The sequence below is a fragment of the Acidobacteriota bacterium genome (genome assembly GCA_016716715.1).
Taxonomy (GTDB): Bacteria; Acidobacteriota; Thermoanaerobaculia; order UBA5066; family UBA5066; genus Fen-183.
The window spans coordinates 373017-399644 of record JADJVE010000004.1; the positions used below are offsets into that span (position 1 = coordinate 373017).

The window sequence follows — 26628 nt, forward strand, 5'->3', positions numbered from 1 at the left end:
CGATTATAGGTGCGTCCCGTCAGTCCGGAGGCGGTTCTCGCTCGGCGTGCAGCGCGAACTTGACGCGGATCACCTTCCAGACGGCCACCGCCTGCCCGGCGACGCGCGCGGGGCGGTAGGTCCACTTCCTCACGGCGTCGGTGGCCGCCTCCGTCATCCCGAACGGAGCCCCGGTCACGACCTCGATCCGCCCGATCGAGCCGTTCGCCTCCACGACGACGCGCAGCACGACGTCGCCGCCCAGCTTCATCTTCCTGGCCGCCTCCGGGTACTGCGGGTCGACGCGCGTGACGAGGACGGGAAGTTCGGATCCTTCGGGGAGCGCGGTGAGAGGCGCGGCCGGCGCCGCGCCCGACGTCGGCGTGGCCACCGGCGCGAACCCCGCCTCAGGGATCTCGCCGGCCGGCTGCGCCGTGACGCGCGGGGTGGGCCGCGTTTCGCGGTCCGGAACGCCGAGAGCCTGGACCTCGGGCGTGACGCCCTTGCCCGGCGGCGAGCCCGGCGCGGGCGCGACCGCGGACGGCAGGAGCCGGATCGAGCGGGCCGGCACGAACGCGAGCATCTTCCCCGCGAGGCGCACGCCGAAGAAGTCGTGGTCGGCGAGGACCACGTCCACGTCGTCGCCGTCCTCGAGCGTGCCCCAGCGCGCGGCGCCGTAGTCCGGAGCGAGGAGGATCGGGCACGGCTCGACGGCGCGCCCCGGCTGGGCCTCGAAGGCCTTGACGGCCTCGGCGCGCGCCTCGCGCGCCTCGCGATCGGCGAGTCTCTCGACGGCGGCGGCGGGCACCCAGACGTCTCCGCCTGGACCCGACACGCGCAGCAGGTCGCCCTTGGCCTCGCGGATCCTCACCGGCGTTCCGCGCACGAGCGTCGAGGGGGCCGCGGACTTCGCCTCGGGCTCGGTGCGCCCGGGGACCTTGTCGAGCGTCACGACCGCGCGGTCGTCCGCCGGAGCGCCGGGGGCGCCGGGCCGCGGTTTCCGGCACCCGGGCGCGGACGACGCGAGCACCGCGATCGCCGCGGCCCCGGCGAGGAGACGGGCGCGGAGGGTCAGGGCGCTCCCATCAGCGTGACGAGGATCGACTTCTGGACGTGAAGGCGGTTCTCGGCTTCGTCGTAGATCACCGAGCGCGGTCCGTCACAGACGTCGGCGGCGACTTCCTCGCCCCGGTGCGCGGGCAGGCAGTGCATGAAGACGGCGTCCTTGTGCGCATGGGCCATGAGCGCGCTCGACACGGTCCAGCCCGCGAAGTCCTTCACGCGTTTCGCCTGCTCGGCCTCCTGCCCCATCGACGCCCAGACGTCCGTGTAGACGACGTGCGCGCCCTCTACGGCCTGCACGGCGTCGTTCGTGACGAGCAGCTTCGTCCCCGCGGCGGCCGCGTCGGCCCTCGCGTTTGCCGTGACGCCCGCGTCGGGCTCGTAGCCCTTCGGCGTCGCGATCGCGACGTCGACGCCGCACTTCGGCCCGCCGTACATGAGGGAGTGCGCCATGTTGTTGCCGTCGCCCACGTAGGCCAGCTTGAGGCCCTTCAGACTCCCGAACTTCTCCGCCATCGTGAAGTAGTCGGTCAGCGCCTGGCAGGGATGGAGAAGGTCCGTGAGGCCGTTGACCACCGGGATCGTCGCGTACGTCGCGAGGTCGAGGACCGTCTGGTGCGCGAACGTGCGCGCCATGATCCCGTCCACGTAACGCGAGAGGACGCGCGCCGTGTCGGAGACGGGCTCGCCGCGGCCGAGCTGGATGTCGCGCGACGAGAGGAACTGGGCCGCGCCGCCGAGCTGCGTCATCCCGGCCTCGAACGAGACGCGGGTCCGCGTCGAGGACTTCTCGAAGATCATCGCGAGGATCTTCCCGGAGAGGGCCGCGCGGTACTCGCGCGGCCGGGCCTTGATGTCCGCTGACTGCGTGAGGAGCGCACCGACTTCGGCGGACGAGAGGTCGTGGATCGAGATCAGGTCTTTGCGTCGCATGTCTTTCCATTCTCACACCCGGTCGCGCACGAGCGGCATCGTCATGCAGCGAGGGCCTCCCCGCGCGCGGGAGAGCTCCGGGGCCGACATGAGGATCGCCTGTTTGACCGGTTTCTTTCGCTCGAGCGTCTCGCGCCCGAGCAGGAGGTCGTCGTCCGAAAGGATGCGGTAGCCGTGCCGCGCGAGCTCGTCCGCCGTCCGGATGTTGCGGTCGTAGCCGAGCACGAGGCCCGGCGCGAGCGCGAACAGGTTCGCGCCGTCGGTCCACTGCTCGCGTTGCTGGTCGATGGGGTCGGAGCCGCCGCACGAGATCGGCTCGAGGTCGATCCCGTGGGCGCGCAGCGCCGACAGGAGGTCGTCCTTCGTCGTCCACGACACCTCACGCCCCGTGAGATCGGCCTCGTAGACGTCGACCTCCTCGGCGCCTCCGGGCAGGATCATCGGCGCGTGGCAGAGACACTCTCCTTCGGAGAGCCGCGTGAAGATCGTGTCGAGGTGCATCGTCGCGCGCTGCGGCGGAATCGCGACCACGAGGATGCGCTTCACGGGCGACCTTTCCTTGCGGAGCGCCTCGGCGAGGCGCTCGATCGTGATCTTCTCGGTGCGCTCCGAGTAGCCGATCACGAGCGTCTCGGGCGACATCACGAGGACGTCGCCGCCCTCCAGCGTCGGCCGCATGCGCGCGAGGGACAGGCTCTTCTCCTCGGCGGCGAACTCGCGGAACCAGAACGCGTCGGAACGCCGGCCGAAACGCGGGTGGAACGCGAAGATCGCCCCCGAAAGGAGCGGCTCGCGCCAGCGGGCGCGCGTCGCCATCGCGCTCCGGATCACGCGGTCTCCGAGGACGACGGCCGGGTCGCGCTGGAAGAACCAGTTCGGAAGAGGCGGCAGAAGGTAGAGCGAGTCGAGCGAGCCCGTAATTTCGGGCCGCGGGTGCTCGATCCCCTCCACGAGACCGGCTGCGAGGCGGTCGGCCGGCAGGTCGTTCAGGGCGACGAGCACGGCGGGCGGCCACGCGAGCAGCGTTGCGAGCTCCGTGAGGATCGCGTTGCGGGCGCCCGCGTCCTGGAGGACTTCTTCGAGAAGGTCGCGGGCCTCGAGGACCTCGTCCGCGACGAACTTCAGGACCTGCCGGAAGCGCCGGTGCTCCTCGCGGGCGCGGGCCCCGAAGAGGATGTCGTCGAACAGGAGGTCCTGCATCATCGCCGGGACCATCCGGTCGATCTCGCGGCCGGGCTCGTGAACGAGAACGGTGCGCAGGCGGCCGATTTCGGATTCGATGCGAAGAGTCATGTCGGGCGGCCCCGGAGCCGCCTCGGTGATGCTAACCTGAGAGGCCTTCGGGGAGAGCGCATGGAAGAGGTCGCCTTCGTCGTCTGCCTGAACTGCGACACCCCCTGCTACTCGTTCGAGTACGAGGAGAAGAAGGGCGTCTTGAGCGCGTTCTGCGCCATCTGCGGCAACGACGACGTCAAGGAGTTCCGCCTTCCGACCGACGACGAGGTGGAAGAGGAATGAACGGATCGCCCGCGGACCGCTGGGAGAACCCCCTCACGACGCGCTACGCGTCCGCCGAGATGTCCTCCCTGTTCTCGGCGCGGTCGAAGTTCACCGCGTGGCGCCGCCTCTGGCTCTGGCTCGCCGAGGCCGAGAAGCAGCTCGGCCTGCCGATCCCCGAGGCCTCGCTGGAGGCCCTGCGCGCCCACCTCGTCCCGACTGACGCCGAGCTCGACGCCGCCGACCGCTACGAGCGCGAGACCAAGCACGACGTCATGGCGCACCTCCACGCGCTGGGCGACGTCGCCCCGGCCGCCAAGGGCGTCCTCCACCTCGGCGCGACGTCGGCCTTCGTGGGCGACAACGCGGACCTGCTCCTTCTGCGCGAGGCCCTCCGCCTCCTCGCGACGCGGACCGTGCGCGTCATGGGGCGGCTGGCCCGGTTCGCGCGCGCCTACCGCGACCTCCCGTGCCTCGGCTTCACGCACTTTCAGGCCGCGCAGCCCACGACGGTCGGCAAGCGCGCGTGCCTGTGGCTGCAGGACCTCGCGCTCGACCACCGCGAGCTCGTCCGCCGCGCCGACGAGCTGCGCTTCCTCGGCTGCAAGGGCGCCACGGGAACCCAGGCCTCCTTCGTCGCGCTCTTCGACGGCGACGCGGACAAGGCCGAGAGCCTCGACAAGCTCGTCGCGGACAAGGCGGGCTTCCCGGACCGCCTCCTGATCTCGGGCCAGACGTACACGCGCAAGCAGGACGCGCTCGTCCTCTCGGCGCTCTCGGGCCTCGCGTCCTCCGCCTCGAAGTTCGCGAACGACGTCCGGCTTCTCCAGCACCTCAAGGAGGTCGAGGAGCCGTTCGGGAAGAAACAGGTCGGCTCGTCCGCGATGCCGTACAAGCGCAACCCGATGAAGTGCGAGCGCATGAACGCGCTCTCGCGCTGGCTCCTCTCGGTGTCGGACAACGGAAACTGGACGCACGCGACTCAGTGGTTCGAACGCACGCTGGACGACTCGGCGAACCGCCGCCTCGCGCTCGCCGAGGCGTTCCTCTCGGCGGACGCGATCCTCCTTCTCTGGGACTCCGTGGCGGACGGCCTCATCGTCCACCCCGGCGTCGTCCGCCGCCGCCTCGACGCCGAGATCCCGTTCCTCGCGACCGAGAACGTGCTCATGGCGGCCGCGAAGAAGGGCGGCGACCGCCAGGCGCTGCACGAGAAGATCCGCGTGCTCGCGCAGGCCGCGGGCGACCGGATGAAGAACGAGGGCGCCGAGAACGACCTGCTGTTCCGGATCGCGGCCGATCCGACCTTCGGGTTGACTCCCGCCGAAATCCAGGCCGCGTCCGATCCCGCGCGCTTCATCGGGCGCGCGCCGGAGCAGGTGGACGAGTTCCTCGAGGTCGAGATCGAACCCATCCTCGCGAGCGACCCGGCGGCCGCCTCCGGCGAGACGCACGAGGAAGTCCGGGTTTGAGGCGAAGAAGTTTTCTTTGAAGGTGAAGGGGCGCGGCGCGGCCATCGCCGCGTGGCGCCGACGGCGCCCAGCCCTATTCCCACTCAAAGAAATCTCTTTGGTTCTCTTCGGACTCGGCCTCGTGGCTTGTTCGTCCACACCGAAGGCGAAGTCTTTCGTCCCTCCGCCTACACCGACCCCCGGCGCCGTCGAGCGCGGCCTCGCGTCGTGGTACGGGAAGGAGTTCGACGGCCTGCCGACCGCATCCGGCGAGACGTTCCGCCCCGAAAAAGTCTCCGCCGCTCACCGCACGCTGCCGCTCGGCACGGTCGTCGACGTCACGAACGAGAAGAACGGCAAGTCCGTCCGCGTGAAGGTCAACGACCGCGGCCCGTTCGTGGCGGGGCGCATCGTGGACCTTTCGAAGGCCGCCGCCGCCGAGATCGGCTCCGTCGGGGACGGCGTCGTGCCCGTGACGTTGCGCGTCGTGGCGCTGGGCGACAACTCCCGGATCCGCGCGAAGAGCGACGAGCCGCCCGCCCCGACACCCGCGAACACCGCGGTGAAGGGCGAGCCCGCGGCGCCGTCCACGCGTCCCGCGGCCGCGGGCTGGGCCGTGCAGGCGGGTGCGTTCGGGTCGCAGGAGAATGCCGTGAAGCTGCGCGAGCGGCTCGCCGCGCGCTACCCGTCGCCATGGATCGAGGACGCGAGCGGCCTCAAGCGCGTGAAGTTCGGCCCCTATGCCTCGCGCGCCGAGGCCGAGGCCGCGCGCGATTCCCTGGGTGAGATCGGGCTCGCCGGCATCCTCGTCGAGGCGCGCTGAACGTGTCGCGGACGCGCTGGCTCGCGGCCGTCTGGATCGCGGCCGCGCTGTTCCCGCTCGCCTTCTTCCACCGGACCGCCGTCGCGCCCGCGACGCGGCTCGTCGCGGCCCTCCCCTCGGCGAATCCGCTCGACGATCCCGCCACGAACGCGACCGCGATCGGACGCGCGTGGGCCCGCTGGGAACGCGGCGACGTCCGCATCGCCGACGACCGCGTCTTCGCCCCGATTCCGGACGCGCTGGCGAGCGGAGAGTGGCTCCCGTTGGCTTCGATCGTCGGCGCCCCGTTTCACCTGTTCACGGGTTCGGTTCCGGCCGGCGTGAACGCGGCGTACTTTCTCGCCGTCTTCATCTTCCCGGTTCTCCTCTACGCGTTCTACGCCCGGCTCGCGGGGCCAGGCCTCGTTTCCGCCGTGGCGGCGTTCGCGGTCGCCTACGGGCCCGGACGCATGAACACCCTCGGAGTCCTCGCCGGCCTGTCCACGGGCTTCGCCCTGCTCGCGGCGATGGCGGCCTGCGACTTTCTCCGCCGCGGCCGCGGGAGGGACCTCGCGCTCTTCGGCGCGGCGCTCATCGTCCAGGGCCTCTTCAGCCTCTACGGGATCGCGCTGGGTCTCCTGTTCGCCGTCCCTGCCGTTCTCATCGTCGTCGGAAAGGAAGCCTTCCGGGCGCGCCGCGTCGCCGCTCTCGCGGGGACGGGCCTCGTCGCGTTCCTGATTCTGGCCGTCCCCTACGGCCCGTACTTCCGAATCGGAGAGTCCCTCGGCGTCGTGCCGGGCGTCCGGACGTTCGAGGCTCATTCGGCGGACCTCCTCTCGCTCCTGCACGGCGGGATCTTCGGCGGGCCGGTGCGGGACGCTCTGGAACGCCTCGTGCCGGGCTTCCCGCTCGGCGCCGCGGCGTTCTTCCCGACGCTCGCGTTCACGTTCGCGATCGGCCTGTGGGCCGCGCGGGGGCGGGGCGTCCGGTCCCCGATCCCGTGGCTCTGCCTTGCCGCCGTCCTCTTCGTCTGCTCCCTCGGGCCGACGATCCACGTCGCGGGCAGGCCGGTGGGGCCGGGGCCCTATCGCCTGCTCACGGGGCTTCCGATTCTCTCGTCGCTCCGCGGAATCCACCGGTTCGACCAGTGGTTCGACGTCGCGCTCGGGGCCGCGGCCGTCCTTTCGCTCGCCGCCGTGGCCGGACACGCGAGGGCCGCAGCCTTCCGGGCGGCCTTCACGGGGCTGGCCCTTCTGGACCTCTGGCCCGCCGACATCCCGGCCACCGCCTTCCCTGCCCCGTCCGCGTACGTCGACCGGCTGGCCGCGCTCCCGCGCGACGCGTCGGTCGCCGTGTATCCGTGGAACCGTTCCACGTCCACGCAGGCGTGGGTCGACCAGCTCCGGCACGGGCGCCGGGTCGTCAATGGTTGGTTCACGTACGCGCCGGCGACGCACACGTGGGCGGAGCGGTCGCTCGCGGCCCTGCCGGTCCCGGGCGGCATTGCGCTCCTGCGCGAGATGGGCGCTTCGGTCGTCGCGATCGACCGCCGCGCGCTCCCGGGTCCCGCGCTCGCCGACGTCGACGCCCTCGCCGCGGGAGCCGGCGGGATCGAGGCGCGGGAGGACGTCGCGGGCTTCACGCTTCTCCGGCTCGACCGCCGCGAGCCGTGCTTCGTTCAGCCGGGCGCGTTCCCGCTCGTCTTCCGGGGCCGGACGGCCGGAGCCGCCTGCCGCCCCGACGGCCTCGTCTTCCGGACCGGCCCCGAGGAGCGCGACGTTCTCCTGCGCCCGCCGGACGGTCCCGCCGTGAGCGCGTCGCTCCGGGCGCCCGTCGCGAGCCCTCCGCCGCTGAGCTTCACGCTCTCGGCAGAAGCGCCGCCGGGCACGACGGTCGAGGACGCGCGGTCCGGCCGGATCCTCGGGCGGGTGGCGCGCTGATCAGCGGCCGCGCACCGGGCGGTGGAACGCGCCGGTCACGAGGCGGTCGAGAAGGCTTCCGAGCGGCAGGCCCGAGGCCTCCCACATCTTCGGGAACATCGAGATCGGCGTGAACCCGGGCAGCGAGTTGAGCTCGCTGACCAGAATCCGCTGCGTCCCGCGCTCGACGAAGAAGTCCACGCGCGCGAAGCCCTCGCCCCCGAGGACGTCGAATGCCCGAGCCGCGAGCCGCCGGACCTCCTCGCGGGTGCTCGCCGGCAGGTCCGCGGGGACGACGCTGCGCGAGCCGGAGTCGATGTACTTGTCCTCGTAGTCGTAGAACTCGTGCCCAGGCACGATCTCGCCGGGCAGCGACGCCTCCGTCGGCCCGCCCTTTTCGCCCTCGAGGACCGAGCACTCGATTTCCCGCGCGTCGACGCCCTGCTCCACGAGAACGCGAGCGTCCACGAGGAATGCGGCCTCGACGGCCTTCGCGATCTGCGACTCGTCCTTCACCTTCGAGACGCCGACGGAAGAGCCCGCGCAGGACGGCTTCACGAAGACCGGAAAGCCGAGCCCGTCGATGCGCGTCGTGAGCGCCGCCCGCGACGCGGGCGAAGCCCACTCGGCGCGCGAGAAGCCCACGTACTTCACCTGCGGGAGCCCCGCGGCGCCGAACGCGGCCTTCATGAAGATCTTGTCCATCCCCACGGCCGACGCCGCGACGCCGCAGCCGACGTAGGGAACCCCGAGCGCTTCGAAGAGGCCCTGGACGACGCCGTCCTCCCCGAACGTGCCGTGGACGATCGGAAAGAGGACGTCGGCGCCGGCGGCGTGCCACGCCGAGAAGAACGAATCCACGATCTCCGCGGTCCGCGCCGGCCGGCTGCCGGGCTTCACGCCGTCGAGCAGCAGGTCCTTGGGCGGCCGCGCGAGCTGGCGCGCCAGCTCGGCCTTCGACGCCTGCGGCCCGTTCCAGAGCCCGTCCTTCCCGACGAAGACCGGGATCGCTTCGTATTTCTCGAACGGGAGGTTCTCGAGCAGGCACTTCGCCGAGAGGAACGAGACGCCGTGCTCGCGCGAGGGCCCGCCGAAGACGACGCCGACGCGCGTCTTCGCCTTCACCGGCGGGGCACTCACGGCCTCACCCGACCGTCACGAGGCGGGCCGACTCGACGCCCTCCAGCCCCGCGAGGCAGCCCACGAGATCGGGCGAGATGCCACCCGCCGGCGGGTCCACGCGCACGACCGCGGCCGCGCGGCCGCCGCTCCCGCGCGCGAGCGCGAAGTCGACGATGTTCACGCCCTTCTGGCCGAGGCACGTGCCGATGCGCCCGATGACGCCCGGAACGTCGCGGTTCGAGAGGACGAGCATCGTCCCCTGCGGCTTGAACTCGAGCGAGAGGCCGTCCAGCGAGACGATGCGCCCGTGCGAATCGCCGAACAGCGTCGCCGAGACGCTGCGCGACCCCTTGGGCGTGTCGACGGCGACCGTAAGCAGGTTCGCGTAGCCCGAGGCCTCCTCGCGGACGGAATCCACGAGCGCGATGCCGTGCGCCTTGGCGATCGCGGCGGCGTTCACGAGGTTGACCTCCTCGACTCCCGAGAGGACGCCTTTCACCGCGGCAACGACTGCGGCTTTGCGCGCACCCTCCGGCACGCCCGCGAGCGTGACGCTGATGCGCGTCGCCGGCGCCCCGGCGGCCTGGCCGAGGAACGAGCCCGCGAGCTCCGCGAGCCGCATCCACGGCAGCGCCGCGTGCGGGTCGCCGCCCGCCGGGAACGGGAGGTTCACCGCGGCGACGAACGGGGACCCCTTCAGGGCCTCCGAGAGCATCTCGACGGTTTCCACGGCGACGCGGTCCTGGGCCTCCACCGTCGAGGCGCCGAGGTGCGGCGTGCAGAGCACCTTCGGGTGCTTCATCAGTGCGAAGTCCTTCGGCGGCTCCACGGAGAAGACGTCCAGCGCCGCTCCGCCGAGCTTCCCGGAGTCCAGCGCCTCGACGAGCGCGGCCTCGTCCACGAGGGCCCCGCGCGCGCAGTTCACGAGGAGGGCGCCCTTCTTCATTCTTTCGAACTGCATCGGACCGAGCAGGTGTTTCGTCTCGGCGCCGCCCGGCGCGTGGAGCGAGACGACGTCCGACTGCGCGAGCAGCTCGTCCAGCGAGACCGGCTTGACGCCCAGCTCGGCCGCGCGCTCCGGCGTCACGAAGGGGTCGAAGGCCAGGAGCGTCAGGTTCCAAGGCCTGAGGCGCGCCGCCACCCGCGAGCCGACTTGTCCGAGGCCGACGAGGCCGACCGTTTTGCCCTGCAGCTCCGTCCCGACGAACTTCGTGCGCTTCCATTCCCCGGCCTTGAGCGAAGCCTGTGCCTCGGGGATCCTCCGCAGGAGCGAGAGGAGGAGGGCGATCGCGTGCTCCGCCGCGGAGACGACGTTTCCGGACGGAGCGTTCACGACGAGGACGCCGCGCTCGGTCGCGGCCTTGACGTCCACGTTGTCGAGGCCGACACCCGCGCGCCCGACGACGCGCAGCTTCTTCCCCGCCGCCAGGAGCTCCTTGTCGACCTGCGTGGCCGACCGCACGACGAGGGCGTCGTAGTCGCCGATCGCCGCGAGCAGGGCTTCGCGCGAGAGGTCGGTCTTCACGTCGGCGGCGAGCCCCGCCGCCTTCAGGACGGCGAGGCCCGTCTCCGACAGGGGCTCGGCGACGAGAACGCGGGCGGTCACGCCGGGACCGGCGCCTTGGCGCGGAGAGCGGCGACGACCTCCTCGTGCGCCTTCAAGTAGTTCTGCACGGAGAGGACGTCCACGTCGCCCATGTGCCCGATGCGGACGTTCGTGGCCTTGAGCTTTCCGTAGCCCGAGCCCGTCGTCCACTTCGCCGCCTTGAGCGCCTTGTTCAGCTCCTCGGCGTTGACGCCCGCGGGCGGCGCCATCGACGTGACCGTCGGCGACTCGGCGCCCTTCTCGGCGAAGATCGAGAAGCCGTTCTTCGCGGCCCAGTCGGCGACCGTGCTGCGCATCGCCTCGTGGCGGGCCCAGCGGTTCTCGATTCCCTCGGCGAGGATGTGGTCGAGCTGCAAGTCGAGCGCGTAGAGGAGCGACAGGCACGGCGTCGTCGGCGTCTGCTTCTTCTGGGCGAAGGCGTCGATGTCGACGAGGTCGAGGTAGAGCCCTCGGAACTTCTTCTTCTTCGCGGCGGCGAGCGTGCGCTCGGACATCGCGAAGAGCGCGAGGCCCGGCGGGAGCGCGAACGCCTTCTGGGAGCCCGTGAGGACGACGTCGAGGCCCCAGGCGTCCGTCTCGACCTTCGTGCCGGCGACCGAGGTCACGCAGTCGGCGAAGACGAGGGCGTCGGAGTTCTCGCGGACGACCTTCGCGATCGCCGGGAGGTCGTTCAGGACACCCGTGGACGTCTCGCTGTGGACGACCGTCACGGCGGCGTACTTCTTCGCCGCGAGCTTCGCCTTCACGTCGTCGGGCGAGATCGGCTTGCCCCACTCGGCCTTGAGCGTGTCGGTCTCCAGTCCGAGGCGCTGGGACATCTCGCCCCACTTCTCGGAGAAGGCGCCGTTGCCGAGGGAGAGGACCGGGCCCTCGACGCAGGACACGAGGGCGGCCTCCCACACGCCCGTCGCCGAGGCGGCGAGGGTGTGGGCGCGGCCGGGAGCCGTCCGGAAGACCTTCGGGAGCTTGTCGAGGATGCGCCCGTAGAGGTCCATGAAGGCCTGGGAGCGGTGGGAGAGCATGGGGCCGGTGAGCGCCTGCAGCACCTGCGGCCGGACCCACACGGGGCCCGGGTTGAAGAAGCGCACCTGGCCAGCGGAGCCGGTGGTCGAATCGAAGTTGCTCATGGCGGGATTCTACGAAAGCAGAAGGGCAGGAAGTTCGTTGAGATCCCTTATCAGGAGATCGGGCGAAACGGCCCGCAATTCCGCCTCCGTGGCGCTCCCGGTGGGGACCACGACGACAGGGATCTCCGCCGCCCGGGCCGTGGCCACGTCGACCGGCATGTCCCCTACGTAAACGCTCTCGCTCCCCTTCGCGCCCATCGTCGAGAGCGCCATGAAGACCATGTGGGGGGCCGGCTTCGGGGGGAATCCGTCGTCCGGGCCGCCGACGAACGCGAAGCGCGACAGGATGCCGAGCTGCTCCAGAATCTCGCGCGAAAACCGCGCGGGCTTGTTCGACGCGATCGCGATCGGGATGCCCGCCTCGACGAGCCGCCGCGTGACGGCGTCCGCCCCGGGGAGAAGCGTCGAGCTCTCCGGGCCAACCCGCTCGTAGCGGTCGCGGAAGATCTTCACCCCGGCTGCGACGTTCTCCGCGCCGACCGCACGCGCGATGAGGACCTCCAGCCCGTGGCCGACCATGCGGCGCGTCTCGTCGGGCGTCACGGGGGCCTTGCCGAACGCCGCGAGGACGAGGGAGAGGCACTCGTGGATCGCGGCGTACGAGTCGAGCAGCGTGCCGTCGAGGTCGAAGACGACCGCGCGCGGAGGCGCCGGAATGGGCGCCATCAATCCACGAGGAGGACGATCTTGCCGACGTTCTCGTTCGCCGCCATCCGGCGGTGCGCCTCGGCGGCGTTCCGGAGGGGGTACGCGCAATCGATGACGGGCGCGAGGCTCCCGTCGGCGAAGGCGGGCAGGACGTCGCGGACGAACGCCGCGGTCAGCGCGGCCTTCTCCTCGAGCGGCCGCGCGCGGAGCGTGGACCCGATGATCCGGAGGCGCTTGGACAGCACGGCGCGCAGGTCGATCTCGGCGCCCGGGCCGGCCATGCTCGCGATGAGGACGATGCGGCCGCCGCGGCGCAGCGAGCGGATGTTCGGCGAGAAGAGCGGCCCACCCACCGAGTCGAGGACGAGGTCCACGGACTCCTTCCCGAACTTCGCTTCGATCCTGCTGAGAAACTCCTGGCGAGACGTGTCGACGACGAGATCCGCGCCGAGCGCCGAGAGGGCCTCGCACTTCTTCTCCGAGCGCGCGGTCGCCACGACGGAGCAGCCGGCACGCTTGGCGAGCTGGATCGCGGCCGTCCCGACGCCGGAGGCGGCGGCATGGACGAGCAGCCGCTCGCCGGCCCTGAGCCCGCCCTCGTGGAAGAGGTTCAGGTACGCCGTGAACCACGCCTCGGGAATCGCCGCGGCCTCGGCGAGCGAGAGGCGCGCCGGCACGGGCATGAGCATCGCGCGGGGAACGGCGACCCTCTCGGCGTAACCGCCGCCGGAGAGGAGGAAGAACACCTTTTCTCCCGTGCCCTCGACTTCCCCCGCGGCCTCGAGGCCGAGGATCTCCGGCGCGCCTGGGGGCGGCGGGTACTTCCCCTCGGCCTGCAGGAGGTCGGCGCGGTTCACGGCCGTCGCGCGGACGCGGACGACGACCTCCCCCGGCCCCGGGACGGGATCTGGAGCGTCGCCATAGACGAGTGCGTCGGGACCGCCGGGCTTTGGGACGAGGATGGCTTTCATGGGTTGAACACCTGGGATTCTCTTAGAAAGAGGAGAAGAGAAGAGGGGATTTCTGAGAATGTGAATCGGGGGATCGAAGAGGAGTGCTGCGTCGGGTGGTCGGTGACGACGGCGAGGACGTTGGGGTCGGCTTCGCACAGCGGGGCGCGGCCGGTCGCGGCCCGGCAGACCTCGATCTTCGGGTACGCCTCGCTCCGGAACCCTCGACGATCACGACGTCGCAAGAACCCAGCCCATATTCACCTTCTAAGAAATCCGAAAGCGCCGGTCGTTCGGGCGCCTGCCGGTGGACCGCACTCCTGCCTCCAGCCACCAGCGCGGCCGGGTTCGCGCCCGCCGCCTTGTGGCGCTGCGAGTCCTTTCCCTCGACATCCGTCTCGTACTCGTGGTCCGTGTGCTTGAGCGAGCCGACCCTCAGGCCCTGCTTCACGAGCGACTCGATGATCTGAACGGCCACCGTCGTCTTGCCCGATTCGTGCGCGCCGGTGACGAGGAGGACTCTCGGAGAATTTCTTCGAGTGGAATAGAGCAGGTAGGGCCGCCGCTGCTCGACGAATCGTGCCTCGTCGCCTCGGAAGGTCGCGATCCAGCCGTCCAGCGATTCCCCGGCCGCAACAAGCCGCCGGTAGGTCGCCGTGCCGGTCAGGAGGTCGATCGCGGGGACGTCGTCGCGATACTCGTACTTCTCCGTCCGCCAGCGGAAGCGGTCCGGGTCCATGTCGAAGAGCGCCTTGAGGAGGCGCAGGTACGTCTCGTACGGGCGGAACGCGGCCGCGTCCGTCACGTGCACCTGCACGCCGCCGCACGTCTTGCCCGCGTGCTTCTGGAACGTGGGCTTGAAGACGTGCGGGCGGAACGCGACGCCGGGCATCCCGAGCGCGTTCGCGCGCTCCGCCGCTTCGTCCGCGTCGAGCCACGGCGCGCCGAGGAGCTCGAACGGCCGCGTCGTGCCGCGCCCTTCGGAGAGGTTCGTGCCCTCGAGGAGACAGGCACCGGGATAGACGAGCGCCGTCTCCGGCGTCGGCATGTTCGGAGACGGGAGGACCCACGCGGGCGTCTCGGCGATCTCGCGGCGCGTCGGCGCGCGGCCGCCCTTGCGCATCGGCACGACCGTGAGATCGCAACCGAAACCCTGCGACGCGTTCGTCCAGCGCGCGATCTCGCCAGGCGTCATCCCGTGCCGCACGGGCACCGGGTAGAGGCCGACGAAGGAGAGGTTTTTCTCCTCGGGGAGGTTCCCCTCGACGACCTCGCCGCCGAGAGGGTTCGGCCGGTCGAGAACCCAGACGGGGATCTTCCGCTTCGCGCACTCCTTCATGACGAGCGCGATCGTCCAGACGAACGTGTAGTAGCGGCTCCCGACGTCCGGCAGGTCGCAGACGACGGCGTCGAGGCCTTCGAGGTGCTCGTCCCTCGGCGAGAGGTCGTCGAACGTCTCGCCGTAGAGCGAGATCACGGGCAGGCGCGACGGCTCCCCCGCCGCAACGGCTTCCATGTCCTGGGCCGCGCCCGTCAGCCCGTGCTCGGGGCCGAACAGGACCCGTACGTCGAGACCGGCCGCGAGAAGGGCCTGCGGCGCCGGCACGAAGTCGAGCGTGACGGAGGCGGGGTTGCAGAGAAGGCCGAGGCGCCCGCGCGGATGCGGGGCGCCTCCCCCAAGGAGGACGTCGAGACCGGACTCGAGGCGGCTCACGCCCGCGAGTCTAGCCGGATGACGGATGCCCCGCGGTAGTAGAGCGCGAGGATCGCGTCGCGCGTTTCCCCACGCTTGGCGCGCGCGATCGCGCCCGCCTGGCAGAGGCCCGCGCCGTGGCCCGTGCCACGGCCGCGGAGGAGATACGCCGCGCGGGACTCCTCCACCTCGAAGTCCGTCGACCGCACGGACGCCCATCCCCAGAGGCCGGACGCCGCCTTCCGGAATTCGAACCCGCGCACGATCCTCGAGGCGCCTCCCGGCGCGGCGAAGCGCACCATCGAGACGCGCCGGCTCGAGTCGTGCCCGTAGATCTCGAAAAGCCGTCCTTCCGGAAACCCTACGGTCGCAGCGAGCGGCGGCAGGTCCCGGCGCGCCAGCGAAAACGTCCAGACGGCTCCCGGCGCCGAGAGGCACGCGTCGTCGTCGACCGGCTCGAGATCCGGCGTCTCCTCGTCGTCCCACACGTCGCGAGGGCGCGCCGTGCGCCCGCCGCACACCGCGTGGAACGGCGCCGCGATCACGCGGCTCCCCTGCGCGAGGACGAGACCGGCCGTGGCCTCCGCGGCCGCGCGCGACGCCGGCGTCGCGGCTCCGAGGCCCGTGTAGACCTGACAGTGTGTCCCGTCGCACAGGTCGGCTCCGCCCTCGGCGTGGCGCTCGGCCCGCGCGACCGCGTAAGAACGCGCCGCGACGGCCTGCGCTTCGAGAGCCGCCGCCGGCGCGCGCCCGCCGATCTCGGGCGGAAGCACCGCCGCGACGTAGTCCTCGAGCGGGATCTCTTCGACGCGGCCCGTCCTCAGGCGGAGGATGCGCCGCACGGGCACAGCGCCGGGCGCGCGCGTGGACGCGGCCAGGCCGAAGAGCGTCACGAGGAAGTGCCGCCGGTTCACGTGCTCACGATTCGGTCAGTCGAGGGCAGCGCCGTCTGCAGAAGGTACCTACGGTGCAGCGCGCCGAACTCGCGATAGCGCCCAATCAGCCTGAATCCCCGCCCCTCGTAAAAGGCGATCGCCCCCTCGTTGTCGTCGTCGACGCTCAGTTCGTACGCGGGAATGCCAGCATCGCGCATGGCAAGGGTGAACGCGTCGACAAGACGCTTCCCGATCCCGCTCCCACGGCCCTCGGGCGCGACAGCAAGATAGGTCAACTCCGGGGCCCGAGGGTCGTAGCCGCCCTCGTCCGGGCCTTTGAAACTTCTTAAGAGCCATGCCAGCCCCGCGGGCTTCCTGAGAATACCGACGAGCATGCCCGCCAGCGTCCCGACCGGGTTCTTTCGTACGACGGCCTGCTTCAGCATGTCGGGGCGCGTGGATCCAAGAACGAAGCCGCGAACCTCCCCTTCAAACACGTACACGAAGGCGGCGGCCGTTCCCGCCCTGGCGCAACCGGCGTAGAAGGCGCGAGCGGCCGCTCCCCCCAACTTCGAAAGCAAGCCGGTGAGCGTAGCGCAGTGAAGCCTCGCGACCTGATTCACGTGCTCCGGGCCGAAGGGAACGATCATCGCCGGTTCGACCGTTCCCGCGCGAGCTGCCCGAAGGTCGTGAGCGTCCACCCGCTAAGCAGGCCGCGGGACGCGATGCACGCCTCCATTTCCCGGCGGCGTCCTTCCGACACGAGGTAACGCTCCAGCTCGCGGTTTCCCAGCGACACGTTCCGGCTCTCCTCCGGCACGCCCGGGTGCACCATGATCTCGAGCGCTCCGTCCGGCGGCGGGTTCTTCAGAACAGTCGCCAACAGCAGATCGAGCCGGCCCGAGTACAGATAGCTTGCGACGTGCTCCGCGTAGAAGACTCCACCGCCGAGTCGCCGCCGATCCAGCGCCGTCAGTCGGGACAGGAGCCAGGACTTCACGAACCCGCCCGCGAGCGCGAGCCCGGCCGCCCGGGCGGGGCTGACATGGTCCCATCCGGCGTCCCGCCCCAGGCGCACGAACGGGATGCCGTGCCGCCTGGCCGCCGCGACGACCCGCTCGAAGATGGCGGGGATGAGATGAATGTGCCGTTCGCCGTCAATGTGATCGGGTTTGACGCCGTCGCCGATCAGGCGCTGGAGCTGGGCTTCCAGCTCGATCTCCACCTGCTCGAGCAGGCCCGGAGGCACGCGCACAGAGGAAGCGCGAAGCAAAGAGAGGAACCGCCAGCGGAAAAACCCGTTCCCATCGACGAGCAAGGGAACGTGGCGGACGGGGCTCACCGGTCGTCCCGAAGTCAGTGTGAAATGCAGCCCGACTCCCAGGTCTGGGCACTCCCGAACGCAGGACTCGATGGCGTGCTCATAGAAGGGCGTGGTCGCCACCAGGCTGGCGCTCGTCACAACACCCTCGCGGTGCGCCCTGACGACGCCGAGGGTGGCGCCCCTCGAGACGCCAAGGTCGTCGGCGTTGACGACCAGGACGCCCACCATCAGATCAGCCCGCTCATGAGCGAGGGCCCGAGCTGTTTGCTCAAGAACACCGGTAGCCGTTGCCAGATTGCGATCGGAATTCGATAGCGGGGGTTGCGCGGATCGACGTACGGGATCTCCTTCAGCTTCCGCAAATAGTAGTTGTAGTAAAGCGGCAACGGCTCGGGACCCCAGTGCATCTTGAACTTGAGGTTCGGGCTCTCCTCTTCCGACCGGCCCATGTCGAAACGGAGACAGCCGCGCTCGATGCTCGCCTCGATCATCTTCCAATAGAGCAGGTAGTTGGGACAGCGGGAATTGTATTTTCGGAGGGCCACGGTGTGATAGTTCATTGCGATCGCGTTCGTCCAGAGAAGCAGGCCTCCCGCCACGAGAGCATCGCCTTCCATGACCACGAAGAACTCCGCCTTCTCGCCCAGGTGCTTGACGACGGATTCATAGAACCGAATTCGGTGCGCTGGCGAGCCCAGATCGCGCATGTGCTCGTGGAAGACATCAAAGAACGGTCGCATCTGACGGTGACCGACCTCGACCGAGAACCCTTCCTTCATCCCCTTCCGGACCTGGTTACGAGTCTTTGCCGGCAGGATGTTGTTCCAGACATTCTTCGCTCCACCGGCGAGGTCGATGACGGCGGTTCGATAATGGCGATCCACGCGGAATCCGTCCAGCGGCCCACCCCGGGTCCGCACGAGGAGGTAGTCAACGTCCCGGCGGTCCGCGACGCTTCTCGCCTCCGCGAGAAGCGCGTCTCTCGCCGTCTCGTCTTCGAAGTGCAGACCGCCGTCGTTCCCGTAGGCGGCCGTCGCAAGATAGTGGCCAAAGATGGGGTGACGCACCTCGAACAGGCCCAGGGCTCCGACGAGGCGATCCCCTTCGGTCGCGGTCAGGAACGTGGACCGCAATCCATAGGTTTCGCGAACCACGCGGCGCCAGGCGGCCAGGTCGGTAACGGTGGTCGTCCGCGGACCCACGTAGGCGTCCCAGCGGTCCTCGTCCTCGCCCGTGCCGATTTGACTGATGTTCACGCTCGTCGAACCTGCCAATCGGGACGCATGCCCCGGCAACCTGCGCTCAAGAATCCGTCGGCCTTGCCATCGTCTCCCGCGAAGCGTTACGGCTTCTCGGCCAGCACCGTCATCTGCGCCTGGCGGTTGAGAAGATGAGCCGCACCATAGAACCCCTTAAGAATCCAGCGCTCCACGAGGCTGGTCTTTATCTTCTCGAGTGGATACTCCACCTTCTCGAATGTGGTCATACGCAGACCGCAGGATTCGAGCGCGCCTCGAAAGGTCTTCTCCGTGAAATACGACCGGTTGGGCTCGATGAAGACCCGCTCCATCGGGTATCGAAACCTTCCGAGGCTCAGCCGGTACGCCAAGCGGGAGACGTCGCCCACGAGGCAATCGAAGTTGTCCGTCGACAGGAGCATCAGGCCTCCGGGGCGGAGCAGTCGGGCCGCCGTTTGCAGATTTTCCCTGGGACGGGTGACATGCTCGATCGAATCCCAGAAGGTAACGACGTCAAATTCCCCGTCTTCACCCGCGAAGTCTTGCAGGTCGCCGTTGAAGACGGTCAATCCGAGCTTTTCGCGTGCAAACTCGGCGGCGAAACGGCTGATCTCGACGCCCTGGGGCTTCCAGCCGCGGCCCGCGGCGATCTTGAGGAAAGTTCCCAGCGCCGACCCGACATCGAGGATTTTCCCGGGCGGAACTCGTTCCTCGATCTTCTGGAGCCACCGGCGGTAAACCGGGGCGCTGGGATCCCGCTCATAATCGTCGAACTGCGCTTCGAACGCCTCCTGCTGCAGCACGCGGTAGTAGTGCTGTGAGAACACGCCCTCTTCGCCGCCTCCGCCGCGAAAACCGGGCTGGTACTCGAATCCGCATTCGCGACACGCAGCAATACGGTAGCCGTTGAGTTCGAACATGATCTGGCAGCGATCCGACGTACAGAGCGGGCACGCCTCGGACATCTTGGCAATATACAGTGGTTCACACGACCGTCAACGTGCGGAACACGGCTTCTCGTGGGCCCGGCCGGGTCAGCCGGGATTCTCCGCTTCGTCGGGCGGCGCCGGGCCGATCGCCGCCGGCCGTCTCGCTTGGCGCGGTTCCTGCTTGAGCAGATAGATAGGCCGCCCCTTGACCTGCTCGAACACGCGAGCGAGGTACTCCCCGATCAGCCCAATGAACACGAGCTGGCAGCCGCCCAGGATCATCGTCACGCCGATCAGAGAGGAGTACCCGGGGACGAGCGCGTGGAGCAAGAAGCCCTTGATCAGAGTCCAGGCCAGATAGGCGAAACCCAGGACGGTAACCGTGAGGCCCACCCGAAGCGCAAGACGGAGCGGCTGGGCAGAAAAGGAGAACACGGCGTCGAGGGCGAGAGCGACCATCTTGACGGGGCCGTACTTCGTCCGTCCCGCGGCCCGTCGCGGAGCCTGGTACGCGACGAACGCCCTGCGAAAACCCGCCCAGGAGATAAGCCCCCGAACGAAGCGATGGCGCTCGGGCATGTCCCGCATCGACCCGGCGACCCGGCGCGAGATCAGGCAGAAATCCGCCGCTCCCTCGGGAACCTTCGTGCTGCTGAGAAAGTTCAGCAGCATGTAGAACCCCCGCGAGGTCAGGTTCTTGAACCACGTCTCCCCCTCGGTCCGCTCCCGTATGGCCGAAACGATGTCGTAGCCTTCTCGCCACTGGCGGACCATCTCCGGGATCAGGGATGGCGGGTGCTGGAGATCGGCATCCATCGTGATCACCGCATCGCCCGCCGCGGCGTCAAGGCCTGCCGTGAGCGCGATCTGGTGACCGAAGTTTCGCGAGAGCGAATAGACACGCACGGCAGGGTCTTTTTCCGCGATGCGGTTGAGCTGATCCAGCGTGGAGTCGCTGCTTCCGTCGTCGACGAAAATCAGCTCGAAATCCAGATGCTCCAATGCTGCGAGGACCGGCCGGATCTCCCCGTAGAACAGTCCGATGACTTCCGACTCGTTGTAGCAGGGTACGACCACGGAAATGAAGCCACTCTGGTCGCTCTGCGCTTCCTCAGCGGGGCGCGTTTGCTCTGGATGCCGGTGCATGGACTAACCGAACCTCCTCCTTGGTATCGCCATCAGGATACTCAGTACATGTTGACAAAGGCCGGAATGGAGTGCGGTGGGACTTGCACGATCCGGTCCACGGACCGGCCTAGGCTGAAGGAAACGTAAATCTTCCCCTCACGCGGCTCCCAGTAGGCCAGGTCGAGGCGCCCATCGTGATTGTAGTCATATGGAACGGGAATGCCCGTCCTCGATCCAAACGCCGCCGTCGAAATGGGACCGTCCGGCGCTTGGCGCCAGTACCACGCGAGATCGCCCCGGTTGAACACCCCGATTTCATCATAGCCGTCGCCATCGTAGTCGCCGGGCACGAGGATGAAGCCACGGGAGCCGCCCCACCTGAAGACGACGCTCTTGCCGGTGGCGATGGTCTGCAGCGTCACCGTCCCGTTCATGATGGACCAGACGCCGAGGTCACCTCTCGATCCGGCGAGGAATCGTCCTCCAAAAGGCACCGGCAGAAGCTCCTTGGCCACCTTGGGCCCGGCGAGGCTCTGATAGGGGGCAAGCATCCATTCGCCGCTCTCCGGCCGATAGGCGAGATGACTGTCGAAACCACCGTGATCGAGGTCGGCGAGAAAGGGTATGTCCAGGTCCCAACACCAGCGGTCATACTCGGGCCGCCAGCCCGCGCCTTTGAGTCGCGATAGTTCCAGGCCCAGTCGTTCAGCTCGACGACGTCTTCGATACGCTTCCCCAACCGAAAGCGCGTGTCTTTCATCCGGCCGACGAGAAACTCCGCCTTCACCTCGCCGGGAAACCGGCCGACGTAAAGGTTCACGAATTCCCCGCGCAACGAGTCCGGCAGGTCGACCACGGTCCGGCCGCAGAGAATTCTCTTTGCGACGTAGTCGAAGAAGATGAGATCGCCCTTCCCATCCCCGTCGCAGTCTGCGTGCGCCGGAGTCACGAGGTTGGGGCTCCAATAGCGCTCGATGTCCCCATCGAGGTCGGCCGTCGGCTTCTCGATGGCATAGAGCGCGCGTTCCCCCGCCCCGAACTTGTGGACGAAGTTCCCCTCGGCAAGAAGCTTGCCCAGCCGGCTGCGGACGATCACGGGCGCGAGCGCCAGGTCGTTGAAGGGACGCGAGTAGTACCAGCCGCAGCCCGCCTCCTCGGCGGCCCCGGGCAGGAGGCGCGCGATGCGGCTGTTCTGCACGAAGCGCCGAGCGACCACCTCCTCAGAGAGGCGGAATCCAACACCGGTGCGCTCAAAGCGGCTTGGGGTCATGGTGAACATGCTGCCGCCGAAGATGAGCATCTCGCTGAGATGGTGGTGGCGGCGCTCGTCGGCAGACGCGTCGAAGTAGACGTCGTGATTGGTCTTCTTCAAGCGGCCCAACGCCTTCCCCATTTGCTCCTCGATTGAATTCGAAAAGTACGGAGAATGGTAGAAGCCGAGCCACTTGCCCTTCGCATCGACGGAATTCACCCAGCAGAAGGCCACGGGAGTTATCGCCGCCAGAAGGCACGCAGCGATGACCGGCAACCGTCCGATGCGCCTCAGATACGCGACGCCGAAGGCGGAAAGCAGGGCCAGCGCGAAGTGAGCGGTGAAGAAGAACTTGCTGATCTCGGTGAACTGCTCGACGCCGCTTGTCTCCGAGGAGTAGAAGACGAGCTGGGGAACGAGATAGGAGAAGACGCCAAGAACGGTCAGCGCCGTGAAGAGGACGTTTCGCTCGACAGCCGCGGAGTCGCGACGGCGGCGGTGGAGGCACCACGCAAGAATCGCCAGAGCGAGGGGCAGGCCGAAGCCCGCGATGTTCCAGTGGAGAAAGCCCGAGAGCCCGCCCACCGAATATCCGAATCCCCGGCGTACACTCGTGAAGCCCGCTCCCGCACCGTATTGCGCTCCTCTTGCCAGCATCCCCCCGTGCAGGGACGCAAGCGCGGCGACGCCGGGGACGAAGAGCAGCCCGTCCATGAACGCCGCCCTGGCTTTCTCGCGGCGAGTGTTGCTCGCCTCTTTCCTCGCCTGGAGGCTATCAGCGCCAGCGTCTTCGACCTCGATGAAAAATGCCTGCCGCACCCACGAGAGGAGCAGACACGTGCCCGCGGTGGCGGCGGCAACCGTCCCGAACACGGCATGGCCAAGGAACACCGCGCTGAACGCGACAATGTTGGCCGCGAGAAGCGGCCGCTGAAGATCGCCGCGCTTCCGCCAGGTCGTGAAGAGATAGAGCGCGAACAGAGTCATCGCAATCCCGAGGGAGACGGCGTGCTGCTGGAACTGCGCGGCTATGTCCCACGGCAGGTTCGAGATGCTTCCGTCCGCGTTGCGCAGGTGCAAGCTCGGAACCTGCCCCATGCCCTTCAGGTTGGCGAGCCAGCTCTTCGCGGCGTCGTAGCGGTACAGCAGGTCAGAGGCCGGTGGAACCTTCAAGACACCGCTGTAGGCCTCGGTGCGCGGCAGGTAGAGCCAGGCGAGCCCCCCTCCAAGCAATACGCTGAACGCTCCCCACGTTGCCGCGAAGCGGTCGAACTCGAGCTTGCGAAACCAGAAGAGGACAAATAGGAAGACAAAGAGCCAGAGACCGGTGCTGACGAGATCAACGGCGACGTTGGCCGAGACACCGAACAGCCACCTCACCGTGCCCGAGAGAATGGCGAAGGCGTAGTGGTACTTGATGCTGACGTCCGGCAGCGCGTTGTGCCGGGGCGGGAAGATCCCCTCGGCGAACTGGTTGGGGGCCGTGAGGTGGATCGCGCTGCTGGCCGCCTCATCCCAGTAGTTCGTGCTCACCGCCAAGAACCACTGCGGCAGGCCCAGCACGCAGGCGACGGCGACGGGCGCGAGCCACGCGCGCCAGGTCGAAAGAAGACCGACGGGACGAAGCTCGTCCGCCGGCCGGCGCCACAGCAGCAGCCCGCCCCAGATCGCGTTCAGCAGAAGGTAGATCAGAACGGCGGCGATCGAGTTCCCCGTGAGCAGGCCCAGCAAATTGACGAAGGCGACGTAACCGACGAGCGCCAGGCCGATCGAGCAGAGGAGCCGGAAGAAGGGGATCGTCCTGTCGTCATGAAGCCGTCCCGCCCCCCACCACGCGGGTACGAGAAGGACCGCACCGGCGAGGATCAAACGCAGGAGTGGAAACACCAGACTCGAAATGTGCTCCATCGGGCTTCTCTTCAGTTTACCCGACGACAAAACGCCGCCCGGAAGATCCTGGTGATCCAGGTAAGGTGTCAGGGGCGCCGAGCGAGCCGCTCCTTAGCCACCTTCACCGTCTCGGCATCCTTGTAGCCTTCCGCCATCTTGAGGGCCTTCTCCCAGAACGGGCGCGACTCTGCGGGATTTCCCGCCTGATCGAGCGCTTTCGCGAGCTGGAATGTGGCGCCGTAGTGGTTCGGGTCCATTTCCAGGACTCTGCGGAAATCGCCGGCGGCAGCGACCGCGTCCTTCTTCTCGTAGAGGGCGGCGAGCCCTGCCTTCATCGCCGCATCCTCGGGCGAGGGTCCCGGCAGCCCAAGCCGCTTGCGCGCCGTATCGGCAGTCGTCTCGTCCTTGATGGCCGCGGCCATCGCGAGCGACTTCTCCCAGTAGGGCTGCGCCTGCGCGGGTTTTCCGCTGCGGTCCAACGCTACCGCAAGCTGGTAGTTGGCGCCGTAATGCTCCGGGTTCTTCGCGAGGACCTTGCGAAGGCCGCGACCGCCGCTTCCGGGTCGTTCCTGGTGTAAAGCGAGTCGACCCCTCGCGTCATCAGCGTGTCAGGCGACTCCTCCGTCCTGGAGCAGGCCATGACCAACCCGGAGTACGAGCGGCATGAGAAACCGGAGATGACTCGCGCGTGTTTCATGATGCGGCGATCATAGAGCGTCCTTCTCGTGTGTGGCCAAAATGAACCGACATCGATCGTTCGACAGCGGGCAGTCGACGACCGCCCGCAACTGAGAAGGGCAGTGCCTGCGTCGTTGAACGAGCACGCTAGGCGGCACGAAAAGCGAAGCAGCGGGCCGGAACGCCCGCTGTTCGAAACCCGCGAGAAGGACTTGCCCTCGTTTCAGTGGTGGTTGAGCACGTACCAAGTCGCGCCGTTGGAGATCACGGTGACGATGCTGTTGGTGGGAGGGTTGCTCGCAGGGGCTACCAGGGGGAGGTTGCCGGCCGCGTAGTCCGTCGTCGAGATAGGCGTCACCTGACAGGTCGAGCCCCCGATCCGCTTGATCGTAATCATCCGACCCGTATTCGAACCGGCTGCAGGCAGCGTGAGGACGGTGGCGGCCGTGGCGTTGCAGAGGACCACCTGGTCCGTACTGAGCAGCGTCGTCGTTGCGGTGACGGTCCGAATCGCGTAGATACCCGTAAAGGCACCGGTCGCACCGGTCGCACCCGTCGCACCCGTCGGACCGGTCGGACCGGTGAGTCCCGTCGCGCCAGTCGCGCCAGAGACGCCGGTGGAACCGGTCGGGCCAATCGCGCCAGTTGAGCCAGTCACGCCCGTCGAACCGGTAGGCCCGGTTGAGCCGGTCGAACCTGTCGGACCCGTCGAACCCGTGGCACCGGTCGAACCAGTTGGCCCGGTTGCGCCGCTTGCGCCAGTCGAACCTGTCGGCCCAGTTGCTCCGCTTGCGCCAGTGACGCCAGTCGAGCCGGTCGGTCCGGTCGCGCCACTTGCGCCAGTAACACCCGTTGAACCTGTCGGGCCCGTCGGTCCCGTTGCGCCAGTTGAACCCGTGACACCAGTCGAACCCGTGGGTCCAGTCGGTCCCGTCGCACCAGTCGAACCAGTGACGCCCGTTGAGCCCGTGGGTCCAGTTGCTCCGCTTGCGCCCGTGACGCCAGTCGAGCCAGTCGGCCCAGTTGCTCCGCTTGCGCCAGTGACGCCGGTCGAGCCAGTCGGGCCAATCGGACCCGTTGCGCCAGTCGAGCCGGTCGCACCAGTTGAGCCAGTGACGCCTGTCGAACCGGTCAGCCCAGTCGGTCCCCGTCGCGCCAGTGGAACCCGTGACACCAGTCGAGCCGGTCGGTCCGGTCGCGCCGCTTGCGCCAGTGACGCCTGTCGAGCCAGTCGGGCCAATCGGACCCGTTGCGCCAGTCGAGCCGGTCGCACCAGTTGAGCCAGTGACGCCTGTCGAACCGGTCAGCCCAGTCGGGCCCGTCGCGCCAGTCGAACCCGTGACGCCAGTCGAACCCGTGGGTCCGGTTGCTCCGCTTGCGCCCGTGACGCCCGTCGAACCGGTCGGACCCGTCGGGCCCGTCGCACCAGTTGAACCCGTGACACCCGTCGAGCCGGTCGGGCCAATCGGACCCGTTGCGCCAGTCGAACCCGTGACACCAGTCGAACCCGTGGGTCCGGTCGCTCCGCTTGCGCCCGTGACGCCGGCCGTGGAACCTGTCCGCCCGGCCCGTCAACCGGTCCCGTCGCACCAGTGGAACCAGTCGCGCCCGTCGAACCCGTGGGTCCGGTCGAACCGGTCGGCCCGGTTGCTCCGCTTGCGCCAGTAACGCCCGTCGAACCTGTCGGACCCGTCGGGCCCGTCGCGCCAGTCGAACCCGTGACGCCGGTCGAACCCGTGGGTCCGGTTGCTCCGCTTGCGCCAGTAACGCCCGTCGAACCTGTCGGACCCGTCGGCCGTCGCCCCGGGACCCGGCGCCGCGCGCCGCTTGCAACCACGCCCGCCTGCCGCGCCTCTGTCGGCCCGTCGCACCAGTTGAACCAGTCGCGCCCGTCGACACCCGTCGAACCGGTCGGCCCGGTTGCTCCGCTTGCGCCCGTGACGCCAGTCAGTCAGACCGGTCGGTCCGGTCGCCAGTTGAACCCCCGGTCGCGTCCGCTTGCGCCAGTCGACCTTCGGCCCGGTCGCACCAGTTGAACCCGTGACGCCGGTGACGCCTGTCGAACCGGTCAGCCCAGTCGGGCCCGTCGCGCCAGTCGAACCTGTGACGCCCGTCGAACCGGTCGGCCCGGTTGCTCCGCTTGCGCCAATGACGCCAGTCGAACCCGTCGGTCCAGTCGCACCAGTTGAACCCGTGATGCCGGTCGAACCGGTCGGGCCAATCGGACCCGTTGCGCCAGTCGAGCCGGTCGCACCAGTTGAGCCAGTGACGCCTGTCGAGCCGGTAGGTCGGTTGCGCCAGTTGAGGCCAGTAACACCGGTCAGACCAGTCGGGCCAATCGGACCTGTTGCGCCAGTCGGACCCGTGACGCCAGTCGAACCGGTCGAACCGGTCGGCCCGCTTGCGCCAGTAGCGCCCGTCGAACCGATCGGCCCGGTCGCCGCTTTTGCGCCAGCAACACCCGTTGAACCTGTTCCGGGCCCGTCGGTCCCGTTGCACCAGTCGAACCCGTGACGCCCGTCGAG

At 68.9% G+C, this 26628-nt stretch carries 24 protein-coding genes and 1 pseudogene; 4 read left to right on the top strand and 21 right to left on the bottom strand.

Going from position 1 to position 26628, the window contains the following annotated elements; genetic code table 11:
• Positions 1 to 19: 19 nt before the first annotated feature.
• From IPL89_09055 to IPL89_09065, 3 genes are read right to left on the bottom strand one after another with little or no spacing between them, the layout of a single operon-like run.
• A complete protein-coding gene (locus IPL89_09055) occupies positions 20 to 1009 on the bottom strand; it encodes a TonB family protein (protein MBK9063327.1) in 990 nt (329 codons plus the stop codon).
• 41 nt (positions 1010 to 1050) lie between these two features.
• Positions 1051 to 1974, bottom strand: coding sequence for an ornithine carbamoyltransferase (gene argF, locus IPL89_09060; GenBank protein ID MBK9063328.1), 924 nt, complete (start codon positions 1972 to 1974; stop codon positions 1051 to 1053).
• Between the two features lie 12 nt (positions 1975 to 1986).
• Positions 1987 to 3267, bottom strand: a complete 1281-nt coding sequence (locus IPL89_09065) for an arginine deiminase (protein ID MBK9063329.1) — start codon at positions 3265 to 3267, stop codon at positions 1987 to 1989.
• Positions 3268 to 3327: 60 nt separating this feature from the next.
• Here IPL89_09065 and IPL89_09070 point away from each other — a divergent pair, with 60 nt between their 5' ends.
• The 4 genes from IPL89_09070 to IPL89_09085 all read left to right on the top strand — a co-directional run bounded on the left by IPL89_09070 (position 3328) and on the right by IPL89_09085 (position 7664).
• A complete protein-coding gene (locus IPL89_09070) occupies positions 3328 to 3492 on the top strand; it encodes a hypothetical protein (GenBank protein MBK9063330.1) in 165 nt (54 codons plus the stop codon).
• Complete coding sequence (locus tag IPL89_09075; GenBank protein ID MBK9063331.1) at positions 3489 to 4943, top strand: adenylosuccinate lyase; 1455 nt, start codon at positions 3489 to 3491, stop codon at positions 4941 to 4943. Before IPL89_09070 ends, IPL89_09075 begins: the two co-directional genes overlap by 4 nt.
• Positions 4944 to 5040: 97 nt before the next feature.
• Positions 5041 to 5745 (top strand): septal ring lytic transglycosylase RlpA family protein, encoded by a 705-nt coding sequence (locus IPL89_09080; protein ID MBK9063332.1) that lies wholly within the window; start codon positions 5041 to 5043, stop codon positions 5743 to 5745.
• Between the two features lie 2 nt (positions 5746 to 5747).
• Positions 5748 to 7664, top strand: coding sequence for a hypothetical protein (locus IPL89_09085; GenBank protein ID MBK9063333.1), 1917 nt, complete (start codon positions 5748 to 5750; stop codon positions 7662 to 7664).
• Here the strand turns inward: IPL89_09085 and IPL89_09090 are convergent, their stop codons facing one another.
• From IPL89_09090 to IPL89_09175, 18 genes and pseudogenes are all read right to left on the bottom strand, one after another.
• Positions 7665 to 8768: a D-alanine--D-alanine ligase gene (locus IPL89_09090; protein ID MBK9063334.1), complete on the bottom strand. Its 1104-nt coding sequence runs from the start codon at positions 8766 to 8768 to the stop codon at positions 7665 to 7667. It lies immediately after the preceding gene.
• 19 nt (positions 8769 to 8787) lie between these two features.
• A complete protein-coding gene (locus tag IPL89_09095) occupies positions 8788 to 10371 on the bottom strand; it encodes a phosphoglycerate dehydrogenase (GenBank protein ID MBK9063335.1) in 1584 nt (527 codons plus the stop codon).
• Positions 10368 to 11498 (bottom strand): alanine--glyoxylate aminotransferase family protein, encoded by a 1131-nt coding sequence (locus IPL89_09100; protein ID MBK9063336.1) that lies wholly within the window; start codon positions 11496 to 11498, stop codon positions 10368 to 10370. The genes IPL89_09095 and IPL89_09100 overlap by 4 nt, the downstream gene beginning before the upstream one ends.
• Positions 11499 to 11507: 9 nt before the next feature.
• A complete protein-coding gene (locus IPL89_09105) occupies positions 11508 to 12164 on the bottom strand; it encodes an HAD-IA family hydrolase (protein MBK9063337.1) in 657 nt (218 codons plus the stop codon).
• On the bottom strand, positions 12164 to 13117 hold the full coding sequence (locus IPL89_09110) for an NAD(P)H-quinone oxidoreductase (GenBank protein MBK9063338.1): 954 nt from the start codon (positions 13115 to 13117) through the stop codon (positions 12164 to 12166). Before IPL89_09110 ends, IPL89_09105 begins: the two co-directional genes overlap by 1 nt.
• Positions 13118 to 13139: 22 nt before the next feature.
• Positions 13140 to 14810, bottom strand: a complete 1671-nt coding sequence (locus IPL89_09115; protein MBK9063339.1) for a molybdopterin-guanine dinucleotide biosynthesis protein MobB — start codon at positions 14808 to 14810, stop codon at positions 13140 to 13142.
• Positions 14807 to 15703: a SpoIID/LytB domain-containing protein gene (locus tag IPL89_09120; protein MBK9063340.1), complete on the bottom strand. Its 897-nt coding sequence runs from the start codon at positions 15701 to 15703 to the stop codon at positions 14807 to 14809. Before IPL89_09120 ends, IPL89_09115 begins: the two co-directional genes overlap by 4 nt.
• Positions 15700 to 16314 carry a GNAT family N-acetyltransferase gene (locus IPL89_09125; GenBank protein MBK9063341.1) on the bottom strand — a complete coding sequence of 205 codons (615 nt, stop codon included), beginning with the start codon at positions 16312 to 16314 and terminating at the stop codon, positions 15700 to 15702. The genes IPL89_09120 and IPL89_09125 overlap by 4 nt, the downstream gene beginning before the upstream one ends.
• On the bottom strand, positions 16311 to 17216 hold the full coding sequence (locus tag IPL89_09130; GenBank protein ID MBK9063342.1) for a ChbG/HpnK family deacetylase: 906 nt from the start codon (positions 17214 to 17216) through the stop codon (positions 16311 to 16313). The genes IPL89_09125 and IPL89_09130 overlap by 4 nt, the downstream gene beginning before the upstream one ends.
• Complete coding sequence (locus tag IPL89_09135; protein MBK9063343.1) at positions 17216 to 18244, bottom strand: FemAB family PEP-CTERM system-associated protein; 1029 nt, start codon at positions 18242 to 18244, stop codon at positions 17216 to 17218. Before IPL89_09135 ends, IPL89_09130 begins: the two co-directional genes overlap by 1 nt.
• An 86-nt stretch (positions 18245 to 18330) precedes the next feature.
• Positions 18331 to 19146 (bottom strand): class I SAM-dependent methyltransferase, encoded by an 816-nt coding sequence (locus IPL89_09140; protein ID MBK9063344.1) that lies wholly within the window; start codon positions 19144 to 19146, stop codon positions 18331 to 18333.
• Between the two features lie 114 nt (positions 19147 to 19260).
• Positions 19261 to 20301, bottom strand: coding sequence for a glycosyltransferase family 2 protein (locus tag IPL89_09145; GenBank protein MBK9063345.1), 1041 nt, complete (start codon positions 20299 to 20301; stop codon positions 19261 to 19263).
• A gap of 41 nt (positions 20302 to 20342) precedes the next feature.
• Complete coding sequence (locus tag IPL89_09150; protein ID MBK9063346.1) at positions 20343 to 20705, bottom strand: VCBS repeat-containing protein; 363 nt, start codon at positions 20703 to 20705, stop codon at positions 20343 to 20345.
• Positions 20706 to 20713: 8 nt separating this feature from the next.
• On the bottom strand, positions 20714 to 23422 hold the full coding sequence (locus IPL89_09155) for a hypothetical protein (protein ID MBK9063347.1): 2709 nt from the start codon (positions 23420 to 23422) through the stop codon (positions 20714 to 20716).
• An 89-nt stretch (positions 23423 to 23511) separates the two neighbouring features.
• Positions 23512 to 23904 (bottom strand): hypothetical protein, encoded by a 393-nt coding sequence (locus tag IPL89_09160; GenBank protein MBK9063348.1) that lies wholly within the window; start codon positions 23902 to 23904, stop codon positions 23512 to 23514.
• A gap of 422 nt (positions 23905 to 24326) precedes the next feature.
• On the bottom strand, positions 24327 to 25238 hold the full coding sequence (locus IPL89_09165; protein ID MBK9063349.1) for a hypothetical protein: 912 nt from the start codon (positions 25236 to 25238) through the stop codon (positions 24327 to 24329).
• A 28-nt stretch (positions 25239 to 25266) separates the two neighbouring features.
• Positions 25267 to 26054 (bottom strand): annotated as a pseudogene (locus IPL89_09170) (collagen-like protein).
• Entirely contained in the window at positions 26051 to 26602 is a 552-nt protein-coding gene (locus IPL89_09175) for a hypothetical protein (protein ID MBK9063350.1), read from the bottom strand. Before IPL89_09175 ends, IPL89_09170 begins: the two are co-directional and overlap by 4 nt.
• Positions 26603 to 26628: the final 26 nt, after the last annotated feature.

Excerpts from the sequence above, each read along its gene's own strand:
- IPL89_09140 (MBK9063344.1), bottom strand. The coding sequence starts at position 19,146 with ATGTTCGAACTCAACGGCTACCGTATTGCTGCGTGTCGCGAATGCGGA.
- IPL89_09125 (MBK9063341.1), bottom strand. The coding sequence starts at position 16,314 with ATGATCGTTCCCTTCGGCCCGGAGCACGTGAATCAGGTCGCGAGGCTT.
- IPL89_09100 (MBK9063336.1), bottom strand. The coding sequence starts at position 11,498 with ATGAGCAACTTCGATTCGACCACCGGCTCCGCTGGCCAGGTGCGCTTC.
- IPL89_09065 (MBK9063329.1), bottom strand. The coding sequence starts at position 3,267 with ATGACTCTTCGCATCGAATCCGAAATCGGCCGCCTGCGCACCGTTCTC.
- IPL89_09075 (MBK9063331.1), top strand. The coding sequence starts at position 3,489 with ATGAACGGATCGCCCGCGGACCGCTGGGAGAACCCCCTCACGACGCGC.
- IPL89_09145 (MBK9063345.1), bottom strand. The coding sequence starts at position 20,301 with ATGCACCGGCATCCAGAGCAAACGCGCCCCGCTGAGGAAGCGCAGAGC.
- IPL89_09130 (MBK9063342.1), bottom strand. The coding sequence starts at position 17,216 with ATGGTGGGCGTCCTGGTCGTCAACGCCGACGACCTTGGCGTCTCGAGG.
- IPL89_09110 (MBK9063338.1), bottom strand. The coding sequence starts at position 13,117 with ATGAAAGCCATCCTCGTCCCAAAGCCCGGCGGTCCCGACGCACTCGTC.
- argF (MBK9063328.1), bottom strand. The coding sequence starts at position 1,974 with ATGCGACGCAAAGACCTGATCTCGATCCACGACCTCTCGTCCGCCGAA.
- IPL89_09070 (MBK9063330.1), top strand. The coding sequence starts at position 3,328 with ATGGAAGAGGTCGCCTTCGTCGTCTGCCTGAACTGCGACACCCCCTGC.
- IPL89_09105 (MBK9063337.1), bottom strand. The coding sequence starts at position 12,164 with ATGGCGCCCATTCCGGCGCCTCCGCGCGCGGTCGTCTTCGACCTCGAC.